The organism is Bacteroides sp. GM023 (assembly GCF_014750685.1).
Lineage (GTDB): Bacteria > Bacteroidota > Bacteroidia > Bacteroidales > Bacteroidaceae > Bacteroides.
Genome location: NZ_JAAXGE010000014.1, coordinates 121,213 through 137,138, shown reverse-complemented (window position 1 = coordinate 137,138; position 15,926 = coordinate 121,213). Strand labels below are relative to the sequence as shown.

Genomic DNA, 15,926 nt, shown 5'->3' with positions numbered 1-15,926 from the left:
TTTTAAGATTAAAATGTGACATTAATACCAACGGACAATGATTTCTGCTGCGGATACTTATATGGATTGTCCAACTCGGGATCGAATCCTTCGGGGGTATGTTTGAATGTCAACAGATTTTCACCACTAAAGTAAATACGGCATTTCTGAATCCCCCATTGTTGTGTCAATGCTTGCGGCAAGGTATAGCCTACTGATAATGATTTCAAGCGGAGATAGGCAGCATTTAGTAAATAGCGTGTCTGATTTTGTCCAAGAGCTTTACCGCCATTGAAGCGTGCAACAGGGTAATACGCACTTGTATTGTCTTCACGCCAGTAGTCTTGAGCTGTGGCTACCGGAACTTGCCACTGACTGCCATACTGCCATTTGAATGTAGCAGGTAGCATTAGGTCACGTTTGCCTACACCTTGGAAGAAGATACCGATGTCGAACCCTTTCCAGTCAGCCGAGACATTGAAACCATAACGGAAATGTGCTTTGTTGTTGCCGATAATTTTCATATCACCGGGATTGTCTACCGTATTTTCACCGTTATCTACTACATTATCACCATTTAAATTAATAAATTTGATATCTCCCGGCACTTTTTTAATGCCACCGTCTAATTGTGACTGGTCAGGAGCTGCGTCAATTTCAGCTTGCGATTGGAACAAGGCAGATTCATATCCCCAAATGTCACCCAATATCTGACCTTCATAATAGGAACTGGAGAGAGATTTCGTCGGGTTGTCGAACTTGGTGATTTCAGCTTGTGTATCAGACAGGTTGAAGCTTGCGCTATAGTGGAAACCGTTCTCCAGCCTGTCATTCCAAGAGAGGGAAAGTTCCCAACCTCTGGTTACCATGTCTGCTGCATTTTCTTCCGGTTCACTTGTTCCAAGAACGCTAGGCAGTACTTTACCGGCACCCAGCATACCTGTGGTAGAACGTTGGTAATAGTCGAAAGTTCCTTGCAGGCGGTTATTCAGGATAGCGAAATCAAGACCTAAGTCCCATTGGGTAACTTTTTCCCAAGTGATGGAAGTACTTACCAAACCACCGGGAGATACATATTGATTCTGTGCACCTCCCATAATATAGCTCATTGTTCCGGTTCCGTAAGTGGATAGATAAGAGTGCCAACCATTGTCCAGCGCCTGATTGGCGAGACTACCATATGAACCTCTGATTTTCAATTCGTCAAAGAAGCCATTAGTCGGATTCTTGAACCAGCTTTCTTCTGAAAGTTTCCAACCTACTGAGAAAGAAGGGTTGAATACGGCACGGTCGTCTTTGGGGAATTTAGAAGAAAGGTCATAACGTCCGTTCAGTTCCAGTAAGTAACGGTCTGCATATGTATAGTTGACACGAAAGAAACCGCTTCGTGTTGCCCAACTATCATCAGAGTTACCGACATATTTTTCGCCTGTGGCTGAACCCATGGAAGGGAGATCGTTTGATATTAAGTTCTCGCGCTGGGCATATAAACTGCGTGTATGCTTGGTTTCCTGGTTATAACCTGCCATTACTTTAAAATAGTGTTTGCCGAAAGTACGTTCATAGTCGCCGAAGAAGTTGAAGGCATTGTAAGTGTCGTTGTTTTGTCCTTCATATACACTATTCGGTTTGGAATATTGGAACACTTGCAGGAAATTCCCATCTATTCCATATTCATTAAAGGATTTGATGTGGTTTTTATTATGTTCGGCATAATAGTTGAAGGTATAGTCCATATTGATGGTCATGCCTTTCAGTGGTGTCAATTTTAATGCCAGTGTATTCCAAAAATCGTTTTTAGTCGTTTTGCGAGAACCCATTTCGTCCAATACGGCTGCAAAATTAGTATAGTTCCCCTGTCCGGCCCAGTTGCCGTCGGGATGTTTTACGGGCATTAGAGGTTGGGTATCGTTACCAATCCAGGCTTCACCATGTACACCGTCTTGCACAATACCCGACAATTCTGTACGGATGTAGCTCGTTTTCATAGATACATTCAGCCAGTTGTTGATGTCGTAATTGATGTTATTCACCATGTTGAATTTGCGGAATCCTTCGTCGCCGTAACGCAGCAGTGAACCTTGGTCGGTATATCCTACTGAAGTATAGTAAGTGGCTTTATCACTACCGCCACTGATGTTCACATTATATTGCTGTAATGGATAACTTTTCTTATACATTTCTTTCATCCAGTCTGTGTTGCCGCAATAGGCATACTTGCCTGCCTGGCAGTTCCCATATTGCCAACTGTTCGGGTCGTTAGTGACGAATACCGGAGAATTATTCGCAGGATCATTGAAATAAGCAGTGATATGTTCCATTTCGTCAGGACTGAAGAGGTCACGACCGTTAGTCAAGTTGTTGGCTGCGTTCATCCAGTTTGCATATTCCATAGAGTTCATGTAGCTGGGACGTGTGGTCGGACTGTTGAATGATATGGAAGCATCGAGCGATACTTGGGTCGGCATATTTTTTTTACCGGTTTTGGTAGTAATCAAGATTACGCCATAAGCGGCACGTGCTCCATAGATAGAAGCGGAAGCAGCGTCTTTCAATACAGATACGCTGGCAACGTCCTGAGGATTAATCAGATTAGGATCCATTTCTACTCCATCTACTAATACTAGCGGGCTGCCACCATTGATGGATGTTTCGCCGCGGACATTGTAGGTAGACCCTTTGCCAGGCTGTCCGCTGGTAGTGATATTCAGGTTGGGGATCGTTCCCTGTAAACCTTGTCCGAGGTTAATAATCGGGCGATCTTCCAACACTTTGCTGTCTACGGCAGAAACGGCACCTGTTAGGTTGGCCTTCTTAACTGTAGCATAACCTACAACGACTACTTCATCCAGCTTCTTACTGTCTTCCACCAACTTTACTTGGATTGTTTTTCCTGTGTAAGTAATCTCTTGCATGATGTATCCGATATAAGTAATTTGGATGACATCTCCTTTTTTTACTCCATCCAGGGAGAACTTACCATCCATGTCGGTAATGGTACCGTTTGTCGTACCTTTTTGCATGACTGTTGCCCCGATTACGGGTCCAGAAGCATCTGTGACTGTTCCTGATACTCTCTCTTGCACCATTTCCGGGCTTGAAACTTCCATCTCGGTTTTAGCTTGTAAGGTGGCGGGAAGCCCCAATACACCTATTACTAAAAACATAGAGACTTGTCTCGTGATTTTCTTCATAATAATTAAATTTTTAGTTGACATTCAGGTTCGCTTATCTAAACTTTTTTTTTTACTTTATGTCTGATTGCTTGTATCCACTAAGTCCTAACAGTACTTGGTATAGTTATGAAGAGTTTGTAATCTTATTTATAATAAACTGGTTGCTTGGGAGGATATTGGTATATATATTTTACTTTGAGGCTTGGTGTAAATGCAGAATTCATAAAAAAAAGACATATTTCTATTGCTTTTTGCAAAAAGAATATATACTTTTGTTCCGTTATGGTATTTAAAAGTAGAATAAACGCCAAATTTATGTAAAGTGTAAAGCTATTTGTGTCTTATAGTACGTTATACATTTTTTTATTGATAGCAGACGATGAAATAATGACCAAGTACTGTTAGTACTTGTATATGTTTTTCTAAGTGTTTCTACTCTTTGAGTATACCGTAGAGCAATATTCAGGTTTTTCTTCTAAAAGTAAAATATCAGGAATTCATTTTGATAGGGTATGAAAAGCGATCATGGAATATATTTCCTTGATTGAAAGATAATATGTAGTAAAAAAGATTAGTATGCAGACCGATATTTGCCTTCCTCTTTATCTTCCAGCATATTCAGATAAGAAGTGTAGCGTGATTCGCTGATTAAATGTTCTTCTACTGCCTTGCGCACAGCACATCCCGGTTCGTGACGATGGGTGCAGTTATTGTATTTGCAGTCAGCAGAAATCTTGAATATTTCGGGGAAGTAATGTCCGATTTCCTCCTCTTCCATATCGAATGTCCCAAAGCCTTTGACACCCGGTGTATCAATGATATATCCGTTTCCGTCTACGGGAAACATTTCAGAGAAAGTGGTGGTATGCATTCCCTTATTATGATAAGAAGAAATTTCACCGGTTTTTGTTTCTATTCCCGGCAGTATGGCATTGATAAGCGTAGATTTTCCTACTCCCGAATGACCGGCGAATAAAGTAATCTGACCTTCCAGAGCCTTTTTGATTTCGTCTACCCCGTCACCATTCTTTGCGGAAACCTTGAAACAGGGGTATCCGATATGTGTGTATAGATTGATTAGTGCGTCCAGATAGCGAAGTTCGTCTTCGTTGTACGCATCCACCTTGTTAAACACCAGTTTGACAGGAACCCGGTAGGCTTCTGCCGATGCCAGAAAACGGTCGATGAAGATAGTGGAAGTTTCGGGATAGTTGACGGTTGCCACCAGCATACATTGATCGAGATTGGCAGCAAGAATATGAGATTGTTTGGAAAGATTGGAAGAACGACGTACGATGTAGTTCTTCCTATCTTCTATTTCATTGATAAAAGCCGTGCCTTCCTGATTGAGTATAATCTGAACACGATCGCCCACCGCTACCGGGTTGGTACTACGAATCCCTTTGAGTCGGAAATTACCTTTGATTTTACATTCAACAAATTGTCCGTCATCGGTCTTTACCTGATACCAGCTACCTGTGTTTTTGATTACTAATCCGTGCACGCTTCTCTCCTTATTTTTTTAGACAGTCATGATTTCTTTGTCCTTTTCAGCCAGCATATCATCAATCTGTTTGATATACTTATCATGGATTTTTTGAAGTTTGGCTTCCGCGTTCTTCTGCTCGTCTTCTGCCAATCCATCTTTAACGGCTTTCTTCAGTACATCGATACCATCACGGCGGGCGTTGCGTACACTTACTTTAGCAGTTTCGCCTTCGGCTTTACACTGTTTTGCCAGTTGTTTACGGCGTTCTTCTGTCAGAGGAGGGATGCCGATACGGATTACTTCACCGTTGTTTTCGGGCATGATGCCGAGATCGGAGTCGATAATTGCTTTTTCGATGATACGGAACATACCTTTATCCCAAGGTTTGATGGTGATGCTGCGTGCATCGGGAGTAGTCAGGGCTGCTACATTGCTGATAGGAACCATGCTTCCGTAAGAGTCTACACGGATACCGTCCAACAGTCGGGTACTCGCTTTTCCGGCGCGGATATGTGCCAGTGCTTCTTCCAGATACATGATGGCCATATCCATTTTTTCTTGTGCATTGTCAAGGCAAGTCTTTACGTCTACCATATTTTTCGATAATTAAAGTTGCTATTCGATTGATTAATTAGCAAAAGTATATTATTTTTTGTTCATCTGCAACAGCATTCCCATCTTTTTTATGAGCGACTTTCCTATGATAATCAGGGTAACAGCAGTGATAATCATTAAAATACCTACCATTAGCCGGGGCGTAATTTTTTCGTTAAACAAAAGAACTCCGAAAAACAAAGCTGTCACAGGTTCCAAAGCTCCTAAAATAGCCGTTGGTGTGGAGCCTATGTAATGGATGGCCAGGGCTGTACAGACCAGTGATACGGCAGTAGGCAGAATAGCCAGTGTCAGTACGTCCGCCCAAAGCCAGGCGGATGGAATAACTTGCAGTTCCGTACAAAAGTTCAGGCGGACGATATAAACCGAGAGTCCGAACAGGATAGCATAAAACGTAAGTTTTGTTGTCGGCAAGTTTTTCAATGTCGAACGGTTTACACCTACTATATATATAGCATAGGAGAGTGAGGACAACAGCACAAAGATTATACCTATGGTAGACAGCGGTTTGCCACCGTCTCCCTGATAAAGCAAAGCGATGCCCGAGAGTGCCAACAGGATCGAGAAAACGGTAATCGCGGAAATCTTCTCCTTGAAAAACGCTCCCATAATGACAGCTACCATCACCGGATAGACAAACAGAATGGTAGAAGCAATTCCGGCGTCCATATAGTTGTAACTCATAAACAGCAGCAGTGATGAAAAAGAGAACAACAATCCCATGATGACTAATGGCAGAATATCCGCCTTTCGGAGAGCAAAAGACTGGCGTTGTATCTTCATCAAAACGGCCAGTACTATGGCGGCAAAGAAGTAACGATAGAATAAAACCGTATCGACACTCATACCGGCTGCATAGAGCGGAAGTGCAAAAAGTGGATTCATGCCGTAGCTTGCAGCGGCAATGGCTCCATGGAGAAAACCTTTGGTCTTGTTGGTCATTGTTTTTAGCTCTTTTAAAATGGCGTGCAAAAGTACGCAGTTAGTTAATGATAAACAAGTGTTTAGGGCGTTGATAGTATAATTTAATCTTTCGTATGCTAAAAACTATTGTTTCGCCTGCATAGAATTAATCGGGTTGTCTATATAAAATTAATCGTCTGACAGCTGTTGACTTTTCGTCTGACAGCTGTCAGACGAAAAGATAACAACTGTCAGACGAAAGAATAACAGCTGTCAGACGATTAATTTTATACGAACAGGCGATTAAAAGTATGTCGCCGGAAGGATAATTTTCAGACAGGTAGAAGATAACTATATGCGAGAAAAAGTCATTCTTAGTTAGTGTCGGCTTGCTAGAGATTTCAGGTTGCTTGTTTTTTTCTTTAAAACAAATATATCGCTATATTTGTCTTGAACTAATAAACAGGGGAGAGTATTATAAAAGCCAATTTATCATGTGGCTTTTTAAAATACTTCTCCCCGTCATTAATAAAAAATATGGGGAACTTTATTTCTTTTATGAAAGAAGTAGCCGATGGGCTACAAAAGAGTGGGAATTTTGGTACTGCTCACATTTATAGGAGCAGTATGAATGCTGTTATTGCATTCAATGGTAGTGGGAATCTTTCTTTTCGGAAAGTAACACAGGCTTTTCTTAAGAAATACGAGTCGTATTTGCGAGAGAAGAATTGCAGTTGGAATACCGTGTCTACTTACTTGCGTACATTGCGTGCTGTGTATAATCGTGCGGTTGATCGACATTTGGCTCCTTATGTGCCACATCATTTCCGCTATGTCTATACAGGAACGCGTGCCGACCGTAAGCGTGCATTGGAAAAGGAGGATATGGGGTTGTTGATGGCAAAGATTCCTGTAGGAAACTATTCGGAAAATAGCGACTTGCAGCGTACGCGTGCGCTGTTCTTTTTAATGTTTTTGCTTCGCGGTATGCCGTTTGTTGATCTTGCTTATTTGAAAAAGCATGATATTGATGGGAACGTCTTGACTTATCGCCGTAGAAAAACTGGTCGTTTACTGACCGTAACCCTTACGCCGGAAGCCATGAAGCTGATAGAACAGTATATGAATACAGATTCTTCCTCTCCTTATCTTTTCTCATTAATTACCAGTGCTGAAGGATCGGAAGCCGCATACAAGGAATATCAGCTGGCATTGCGAAACTTTAATTATCAGTTAACTATTTTAAAAGAGGTGCTTGGGTTGAATGCAGATATAAGTTCGTATACCGCCCGGCATACATGGGCTACAATGGCTTATTATTGCGAAGTGCATCCAGGTGTTATTTCAGAGGCAATGGGACATTCGTCTATCACTGTGACAGAAACCTATCTGAAACCTTTCAAAAATAAGAAGATTGATGAAGCAAATGTAAAAGTAATTTCTTCACTGGGAAATTTATATAAAATAGGTAAGTCGCTGAATAATAGAACTGTTACTTTGTAGGTAACGGGAATAAATATCGGTGCAAATATGAGCATATTTCTTAAAACAACCAAACGAAATCAAACATTTTTTCTAATAAACCACTCAAAAACGGAACTAAGACGGATAAAACACGTGGATTCTTTGTATTAGGGCTTTATTAACTTCTAAATATTGCAAAATGTTTCCCTCCCCTCTGCCGCTTGTCAGAAGCAGGGGTTAAATTATTTCCATTCCTTATTTATTAAGTATACCCTACAGACGCTACTGTTGGGGATAAATGTGTTTTCCCGTTACCTACAAAGTAACGGGAGTAGAACTATTAATACGAAAAAGAACTATGAATAATAGAACCAAATTTTTTATTTATTAATTGTATAACATTTAATTTACTTTTATGAGAAAATGGACGTATTTAGTCGCAGCCTTGCTTATGGCAGGTACGACAGCTACATTCACAGGATGTATTGACACCGATGAACCGGAAGGCATCACCAATCTGAGGGGGGCGAAGTCTGAGTTGATTAAGGCACAGGCTGCAGTAGAATTAGTGGAAGTTGAAATGCAGAAAGCAAAGGTTGCTAATCAGGAGTTACTGAACAAAGCACAGGAACTTGCTAATCAGAAAGCAGAGTATGACAATCAGTTGCAAGCATTGGAAGTGAAGCTGAAGGAGCTTAAAGTTGAGTTGGAACAGGCTACGAATGAAGCAGAAAAAGCAAGAATTGAAGCAGAAATAGCTGAATCGAATAAAAGAAAAGCCGATGCAGAAAACAACATGGCTTTGGCTGCAGAGAAATTTAAAGAGGATATGCTGGCAGCTCAGGAAGCAACAGCAAGAGCTCAGGCTTCTTATGATATAGCTATGGAAGAGATTGAACTTGCCAAGTTGACATTAAGTGATAAAGAACAGCGACAGGTTCAAGCTGCGCAAGAGTTCTTAGCTTCTGCAACTAGTACAATGAATGGTAAGTATAATGCCTTAAAAAATGCTCAAACTGCTTATTTTAATGCTTTGACTGATCCTAAAATGCCTACATTAGGACAATTGGAGGCACAATTGGCAGAAGCTCAAGTTGATGTTGAGAAGGCTGAAATCAGTCTGCAAAAAAATACAGAGATTTTGGCTTTTGTAGAAAGTAAAGATTTTGGTGCTGCTGAATGGGATGTAAAGAAAGCAGACTATAAAAAACAGATTGATCAGTATAAGAGCGAACAACAGAAAGCTGAATTGAAAAAACAGGAGAAGTTAAATTCACCTGAATATAAAAAGGCTGAGAAACTTGAAGGAGAGAAAGCTACGCTTGAAACTGAAACAAAGACAGCTTATGACGTTGCTCATAATGACTCGATATATGCTATGGCAGGTACTGCTATTCGTGGAACTGTTACTACACTTTCTATTAAAAAATATGAGTCGGAACCTATTAATAAAGAATTGATTACACTTTTTGGAAAAGTAAATCCGTTTGCAAGTGCTGTAGGTGGCAGATATGACACCGCTAAGGGTCAATTCATTTACAATGGGGGGACGTATAGTCAGGAAAATTATTTGGCAGATTTAGCTATGGAAGATAGTTTGCAGGCTACTACTGCTGCTGCTGCTAAATCATTATATGCTGTCGATTCTTGGATTAAAGCACTTGGTGATGAATATTCAATTGATGATAATGGTACCGAATGGTCTAAGATAGCTTTAGAAAAAGCTAAAAAAGTACTTAAGGCGAAAGAAGCAGACTTAGACGACTTAAAAGCTGATTGGAATATTATCGTTAAAGCATATAAAGACGGAGAGATTACTGCTGTTCCTCAAAAGGGAAAAACTTCTCAGGGAACGGATTGGGACTTGAAGAAGTCTGTTGATACTTATAATACAAATTATGATGCATTAGATGCTGCTATAAAAGCATTTAATACAGACTATAAAACTAAGTATGATGCTGCTTATAATACTTCAATTGATAAGTGGAAAGCTGATGAGAAAAAGAATGTAGAATTCGAGCTGATGTGGGCGGTTATTGATGCTAAAGACAATTTGCGTACTGCATATAATTCGTTCGTTGGTGCTAGCCCTACTATTGACCAAAAAATCAGTACAGCCAAACTTGTACTTACCAACTTGAATAGTGGTGTAGGTATTCCGGGTGAAGGTGCAATCTCTGATGAAGTGACTAAAAATTATACAGCTAATAAAGCAACTATAGAAAGTAATGCTAGCATTGCAGCATTGGCTGCTGTAAAATCGTTGAAAGATGATAAGATTACAGCTGCAAATATTAAAGTACAGAGTACTTTGTCACCGTTGGACATTGCAATATCTTCTTTTAAGGTTCTTGCTAGTTACCCTTACACACAGATTGTTGTGAATAATTTAAGTATTTCTGACTTGACCAATAACACTAGTGGATTTTATAAAAAAGAAACGGATGCAACTACGCAAAAAATTACTTATAAGATTTTAGGTAAGAAGATTTCTGTAGATGGAAAAGATAATGACTATGGTAAGCTGACGGAAACCAAGCTGAAAGACGATACTGCTATGGAAAATGACTTAACTAAAGCTTCATATTATGCATTTGGTAATATTATTCCTACAACAGGAGAATCAGCAAGACTTACCGAAGTGACAGAAGATATGGTTCGTAGCTATTATAAAGAGCATCCTAATACTAAGTTGGAGAATAATGGTAGTTATGGTGATTATGGACAGTTAGGTGTAGTTGTAGCTGCAAAGGACAAGGTTGATTATTATACTAACTTATCTGATGTTGAGCCTTTGCTTACAGCATTGAATAAGCAGCTGAAAGATGTCCGTACTAAACTTCAGGCAGAAATTCAGGCAAATTCAGTGAAGATACAGGAGTATGTTGATAAAGCAAATGAAGCTCGTATCGCTTATTATAAAGCCGTGGCAGAAAAGAAACAAGCTACAGAAGATAAGGAAGCATTAACTAAAGAAGTAGAAGCGGAAATTCAAAAATGTAAAGATTTGGTGATAGATATAGAAGCGTTGGTCGGCGTTGTTGATACCCAAATTGAAAATATTGGAAAGGTTGGTACTACCGGAGCTGCTGTTGGAGAATCTGTTGCTGAAATCATAAATTACTGGAAGGCAGAAGTGGCTGGAGCCGCAACAGATGTTGAAGACGCTAAACAAGTAGTTAAAGTTAAAAAAACGGAAAAAGACCTTTTCATCGCAGGTGATTATACATTGGCTTATGTAACTAAAAATGCAAAAATGGCTTTAGATTCTGCACAAGCTGAATATGATAAATCACAATCTGTTTATAAGATGGCATTTGCTCAACTGGAAGCTTTGCTTGCTGCTTTGACCAAATAATTCTCTAACTACGTAAAAGTAACAAGATGATAAAAAAACTATGCACATTACTTTTGCTGACCTGTATGACTGCTGCGCCTTCATTGGCGCAGCGCTACAGCAGCAGTGATGATGCGTCGTTTGCCCCGAAGAAAGGGCAGTGGCAGGTTTCGGTGATGCTTGGCAGTGGAAAGTTCTTCAATGAGAACACCTCTTATCTACTACCCAAGTTTACCAATACCGAAGGAGTAATCGGACTTCCAAATGGAGGAACGGACAACTCCGGCGACCTGGACCGCTACCTGAATATCGGTAGTCTGAACAATAATAGTCTTGTCAATATTGCAGGTGTGGAAGGTAAATACTTTCTGTCTGACAACTGGGATGTAAACTTCCAGTTCAGCATGAATGTCAGCCTGACTCCCAAGAAAGACTATGTGGAAGGAGACAACAGTGTACCCGACATGATTATCCCGGCGCAAAGTTATATCAATGCGCAGATGACCAATAATTGGTATATGTCTGTCGGTTCCAACTATTATTTCAAGACGCGCAACGAACGTATTCATCCATATATCGGAGGCGCACTTGGCTTCCAGATGGCACGCATTGAAACTACCGAACCTTATACCGGAGACACCTATAAGGATAGTGACGAGTCGGAAGAACTTCCTGCTCAAGTGTTCACTTCCGGTAGTAAAGCCGGTCAGATGTACGGTTTCAAAGTAGCTGCCGTAGCAGGCATCGAGTATAGTATTGCCAAAGGTTTTATTTTCGGTTTCGAAATGCATCCGCTGGCTTACCGCTATGACTTGATACAGATTTGTCCGAAAGGGTTTGATAAATATAATGCCGGTCACCACAACATCAAGGTTTTCGAAATGCCTGTGGTGAAACTGGGTTTCAGATTCTAAGGATAAATGATTATACAAATGTATAAATGAAAAGAGAGAGCCGCTCTGCTGGTATTGGCGGACGGCTTTCTTTTTCATTGATGAAGAATAAATAACTCAATGAGCAAAAAAATATTATTTTATCTCTTAGGTATAGGGTTGTTGGGAGGAGCCTGTTCCGGTCATCAACTGAAAGGATATGAGATTGACGGTACAGCATCCCTACCTGAATTTGAAGGTAAAAAGGTCTATATGAAAGATGCTTGTACCGATCTACCCGTAGATAGTGCACAGATAATAAACGGAAAGTTTGTCTTTGCCGACACGGCAACGATTGTCTCGCCGATAGTGAAGATACTTTCCATTTCTACCCGTCGTCCGGGACTTGAATATCGTCTTCCTGTCGTTTTGGAAAACGGAACTATCCAAGCTGGTATTTCCGATATTGTCTTTACGAAAGGAACGATGCTTAATGAACGTATGCAGGATTTCCTGATGGCTGTTGACGAATATTCCGCAACTTGCACGGACAAAAATGCAGAACAAATAAAAACCGGATTTTCGGATTTGCTGAAGAAATTTATAGAAATCAATAACGATAATGCGATAGGAGAATATATACGGACTGCCTACCGCTCATCGCTATAATACAATCATATTGCCCCTTTTTCAGAAGGAAACAAAATTTCCCACGAAGAACAATAACTTCTCCCGATATTTCTCATCAATAATATTATTACTTATAGGATGGAAATATCATAAAGAGAAACAAAATATGCCCTTGTGAAAGTCCGTGTTTTGTAGTGTTATGTTTTCAAGGACGTTCCTGAATACTAAATTCCCTTATTTCCCGGGAACGTCCTTTTTTATAATTTAGTTATGTACCAAAGTACCTATTTCTTCTCCACTGATTACTTTCTTTAAATTACCTACCGTATCCATATCAAATACGACGATAGGCAAATTATTCTCCTTGCACATACAAGTGGCTGTCAAATCCATAACTTTCAAACCGCGTTTCAGTACTTCATCATAAGTGATGTCATCAAATTTAGTTGCAGTAGGATCTTTTTCCGGATCGGCGGTATAAATGCCATCTACACGGGTTCCTTTCAGCATTACGTCAGCTTCGATTTCTATTCCTCTTAGTGAAGAACCTGTATCTGTAGTAAAGAAAGGGTTTCCTGTTCCTGCGGACATGATGACAACCTCACCGTTTTCCATACATTCGATAGCTTTCCATTTGCTATAAAATTCACCGATAGGCTCCATGCGGACTGCCGTCAATACACGGGCTTTCACTCCGGTAGCTACAAGGGCCGAACTTAGGGCAAGGCTATTAATAACAGTAGCCAACATTCCCATTTGGTCACCTTTCACACGGTCAAAACCTTTATTGGCGCCACTCAATCCACGGAAGATATTTCCGCCACCGATAACGATACCTATCTGTACGCCTTGTCCGTGGATTTCCTTGATTTGCTCTGCATATTCTGCCAGTCTTTTTTCATCAATACCATATTGTTTCTCGCCCATCAAGCTCTCTCCGCTGAGCTTTAGTAAGATTCTTTTATACTTAGCCATATCTTTTGCTTTTTATTGTTTGCCGCAAACTTACGGAAAATCTCTGGAATAAACGAATGAAAAGGGAGAAATGGCACCGAATGGCTTATTAATAAAGTCTTTGTTTTGCTCAGAATTCTCGAATGGTGTGTAAACGGAACTGCTAGGAATTCTGTTGCAGGAAAATCTGCCGTATTAGGAATGACCATAGCGTGATAAATGTCAATCTCGCCTGTTTCGGTAATTGCAATTACCGAATTATCATCTCCAGAAATAGACGAACCATTTTCCAGCATCATCCATCCTTCATAGAACAATCTCATTTTCTTAAGACTTTCTGCGGAAAAGCCTCGAAGTCCCGGTAATATCTTTCGCATCATTCAATATACGCTCCAACTTGTCACCTTCGTATCTTCCAACTCAATGTTTTTATTAACGTATGCAAAACCGTATCTTAACAAAAACAAGAATCGTTTGTTTTTTTATTATTGATTCGCATAAGTAACACGAACTTTTAAATCATTGGTTCCATCAATTTCACCTTATAGTTGAAACACCTATGAATAAGGTGAAAGCGGGTGAAAGCAAGTGAATAAATAAGGTGAAATCCTCCGTAATCGCTTTCACCTATTGAATTTATTTATACCGGTTGTTGGACATATAGCCCCACCGTGTTGGACATATAGATTCAGCATGATGGAGATATAGCTCCAATACGCTGGGTATATAGCTTCAATGATTCAACTGTTAATACTTGATAGCCAGACTATTAATACCTGATACCCAAACTGTTAATACCTGATACCCAAACTATTAACACTTGACAGCGGATTTGCTATTAGCATATTTCGATTAGCTATAATCATATCCGGATTAGCTATAACCATATTCGTTTTAGCTCAAGGGATATTTTAAGAAAACAAGGTGAAAGCGAATAGGGTAGTTTTCACCTAAATTTAGCCATTGCTTTCACCCGCTTTCACTCTATTCATCGGTGTTTTAACTATAAGGTGAAACCGGTGGAACTTATGATTCATTACCATACCGAAGTGTATAAAAAGTGACCGTTTAAAGTATAACAAATAATCTCAATGTGTCCCAAGTTATTTTTTAAGCATTACTAAAGTGGTCAAATTCGACCACTTTAAAACTTGGGTTACGGGATGCGATTACTTTTTCATTATTTGCCTTCCCAGGAAAGTTTGTACGATTCCTCTTAAGGAAAGATAAACAAGAAACGCCAACCATAAAGCATGATTTCCCAAAAGAGAATGAAATGCATAATATATCCCGAAGAAGCTGGCGGAAGCAACTAGCATCGAGTAAAGCATCTGACGCGTAGCGGTGGCGCCGATAAATACTCCATCCCACAAGAAAGCAGAAAAACCGGCTAACGGAATGATAAGTGCCCAATAGAAATAGGAGTCCGACGCATTGATTACTGAAGCATCGTTAGTCAGCAATCCCAGGAATTCTTTTCCACCAACTGAATATAAAATAGTGAATACCAACGAAAGTCCAAATCCCCAATAGAAAAGGTGGCGCACTGTGCTGCGCAGCCCAGCTTGGTTTTTAGCTCCTATATAACGTCCTGCCAATGCTTCGCCGGCATAGGCAAAGCCATCCATGATATAAGAAAAGAGAGTAAATAATTGCATCAGTAACGTATTGACCGCTAAAACAACTTCTCCTTGTGCAGCTCCGGCTGAAGTGAAGAACATGGTGACTATGACAAGGCAAAGCGTACGGAAAAAGATGTCACGGTTTACCTGAAAGAAACGATACATAGCCTTCTTCTGCCAAATATCTTTCCATACAATTCGTTTTCTAAGTGTATGATAATAGCGTAGGTATAACAGAATAGCCATGAAGAAACCTGCATATTGGGCGATGAGGGTTCCCAAAGCTACACCTGCCACTTCCATATCCAATAAATAGACAAAACAGAGACTGGCTACAATATTGACAATGTTTTGCGTAATAGCGATATACATCGGGAAACGTGAATTCTGCATTCCGATGAACCAGCCTGCAAATCCATAAAGTCCTAATGTGGCGGGAGCTCCCCAAATGCAAATGTAGAAATAGGTCGTTGCCAGTTGCTCGACTTCCGGTGTCGTTTGTATAAATGTAAATGCCAGTTTCAAGATAGGATATTGAAGTATCAGCAGACAGAAGGCGATTAATAATCCCACGCCGACAGAACGCAATAGCAGCCGGGTGATTTCATTAAGATCGTGCTGACCGTAAGCCTGCGAAGTCATGCCACTGGTTCCCATGCGCAGGAAACCGAAAATCCAATAGATAATATTGAACAACATTCCCCCTACGGCAATGGCTCCGATGTAAGCCGGAGAACCGAGGTGACCTACGATAGTGACATCAATAAGTCCCAGTAACGGAACGGTTATATTGGATATAATCGATGGTATGGCAATCTGTAATATTCGTCTGTTTTCAGAGGTTTGTTTTTTATCTATCATTTTATAGAAACACTTTTATCAAAT

The 15,926-nt window shown here is 40.2% G+C and carries 11 protein-coding genes; 4 read left to right on the top strand and 7 right to left on the bottom strand.

From position 1 onward, the window contains the following. Window positions 1-8 precede the first annotated feature (8 nt). The 4 genes from HC965_RS23150 to HC965_RS23135 all read right to left on the bottom strand — a co-directional run bounded on the left by HC965_RS23150 (window position 9) and on the right by HC965_RS23135 (window position 6,201). Window positions 9-3,173, bottom strand: coding sequence for a TonB-dependent receptor (locus tag HC965_RS23150; RefSeq protein WP_191033691.1), 3,165 nt, complete (start codon window positions 3,171-3,173; stop codon window positions 9-11). 553 nt (window positions 3,174-3,726) lie between these two features. Continuing rightward, a complete protein-coding gene (gene rsgA, locus HC965_RS23145) occupies window positions 3,727-4,659 on the bottom strand; it encodes a ribosome small subunit-dependent GTPase A (protein ID WP_191033690.1) in 933 nt (310 codons plus the stop codon). Window positions 4,660-4,677: 18 nt separating this feature from the next. Next, the gene (frr, locus tag HC965_RS23140; RefSeq protein WP_191033689.1) at window positions 4,678-5,238 is read right to left on the bottom strand and encodes a ribosome recycling factor; all 561 of its coding nucleotides are present in this window, start codon (window positions 5,236-5,238) and stop codon (window positions 4,678-4,680) included. Between the two features lie 51 nt (window positions 5,239-5,289). Further along, window positions 5,290-6,201 carry a DMT family transporter gene (locus HC965_RS23135; RefSeq protein WP_191033688.1) on the bottom strand — a complete coding sequence of 304 codons (912 nt, stop codon included), beginning with the start codon at window positions 6,199-6,201 and terminating at the stop codon, window positions 5,290-5,292. Window positions 6,202-6,699: 498 nt separating this feature from the next. Between HC965_RS23135 and HC965_RS23130 the strand changes: the two genes are divergently transcribed. The 4 genes from HC965_RS23130 to HC965_RS23115 all read left to right on the top strand — a co-directional run bounded on the left by HC965_RS23130 (window position 6,700) and on the right by HC965_RS23115 (window position 12,504). Further along, the gene (locus HC965_RS23130) at window positions 6,700-7,665 is read left to right on the top strand and encodes a site-specific integrase (protein WP_191033687.1); all 966 of its coding nucleotides are present in this window, start codon (window positions 6,700-6,702) and stop codon (window positions 7,663-7,665) included. Window positions 7,666-8,041: 376 nt separating this feature from the next. Beyond that, the gene (locus HC965_RS23125) at window positions 8,042-10,984 is read left to right on the top strand and encodes a hypothetical protein (RefSeq protein WP_191033686.1); all 2,943 of its coding nucleotides are present in this window, start codon (window positions 8,042-8,044) and stop codon (window positions 10,982-10,984) included. A 26-nt stretch (window positions 10,985-11,010) separates the two neighbouring features. Further along, window positions 11,011-11,877: a BT1926 family outer membrane beta-barrel protein gene (locus tag HC965_RS23120; protein ID WP_191033685.1), complete on the top strand. Its 867-nt coding sequence runs from the start codon at window positions 11,011-11,013 to the stop codon at window positions 11,875-11,877. A gap of 99 nt (window positions 11,878-11,976) precedes the next feature. After that, window positions 11,977-12,504, top strand: coding sequence for a DUF4369 domain-containing protein (locus HC965_RS23115; protein WP_191033684.1), 528 nt, complete (start codon window positions 11,977-11,979; stop codon window positions 12,502-12,504). A gap of 225 nt (window positions 12,505-12,729) precedes the next feature. Here HC965_RS23115 and pyrH read toward each other — a convergent pair whose 3' ends face one another. The 3 genes from pyrH to HC965_RS23100 form a co-directional block, all read right to left on the bottom strand. Then, a complete protein-coding gene (pyrH, locus tag HC965_RS23110; RefSeq protein WP_167959484.1) occupies window positions 12,730-13,440 on the bottom strand; it encodes a UMP kinase in 711 nt (236 codons plus the stop codon). Beyond that, on the bottom strand, window positions 13,413-13,799 hold the full coding sequence (locus tag HC965_RS23105; RefSeq protein ID WP_223854995.1) for a hypothetical protein: 387 nt from the start codon (window positions 13,797-13,799) through the stop codon (window positions 13,413-13,415). Before HC965_RS23105 ends, pyrH begins: the two co-directional genes overlap by 28 nt. Window positions 13,800-14,588: 789 nt before the next feature. Then, the gene (locus HC965_RS23100) at window positions 14,589-15,902 is read right to left on the bottom strand and encodes an MATE family efflux transporter (RefSeq protein ID WP_191033683.1); all 1,314 of its coding nucleotides are present in this window, start codon (window positions 15,900-15,902) and stop codon (window positions 14,589-14,591) included. Window positions 15,903-15,926 lie beyond the last annotated feature (24 nt).

What these genes read in the sequence shown, in the direction of transcription:
- HC965_RS23100 (WP_191033683.1), bottom strand. Translation starts at nt 15,902, where the DNA reads ATGATAGATAAAAAACAAACCTCTGAAAACAGACGAATATTACAGATT.
- HC965_RS23120 (WP_191033685.1), top strand. Translation starts at nt 11,011, where the DNA reads ATGATAAAAAAACTATGCACATTACTTTTGCTGACCTGTATGACTGCT.
- HC965_RS23150 (WP_191033691.1), bottom strand. Translation starts at nt 3,173, where the DNA reads ATGAAGAAAATCACGAGACAAGTCTCTATGTTTTTAGTAATAGGTGTA.
- frr (WP_191033689.1), bottom strand. Translation starts at nt 5,238, where the DNA reads ATGGTAGACGTAAAGACTTGCCTTGACAATGCACAAGAAAAAATGGAT.
- pyrH (WP_167959484.1), bottom strand. Translation starts at nt 13,440, where the DNA reads ATGGCTAAGTATAAAAGAATCTTACTAAAGCTCAGCGGAGAGAGCTTG.
- HC965_RS23125 (WP_191033686.1), top strand. Translation starts at nt 8,042, where the DNA reads ATGAGAAAATGGACGTATTTAGTCGCAGCCTTGCTTATGGCAGGTACG.
- HC965_RS23105 (WP_223854995.1), bottom strand. Translation starts at nt 13,799, where the DNA reads ATGATGCGAAAGATATTACCGGGACTTCGAGGCTTTTCCGCAGAAAGT.
- HC965_RS23130 (WP_191033687.1), top strand. Translation starts at nt 6,700, where the DNA reads ATGGGGAACTTTATTTCTTTTATGAAAGAAGTAGCCGATGGGCTACAA.
- HC965_RS23115 (WP_191033684.1), top strand. Translation starts at nt 11,977, where the DNA reads ATGAGCAAAAAAATATTATTTTATCTCTTAGGTATAGGGTTGTTGGGA.
- HC965_RS23135 (WP_191033688.1), bottom strand. Translation starts at nt 6,201, where the DNA reads ATGACCAACAAGACCAAAGGTTTTCTCCATGGAGCCATTGCCGCTGCA.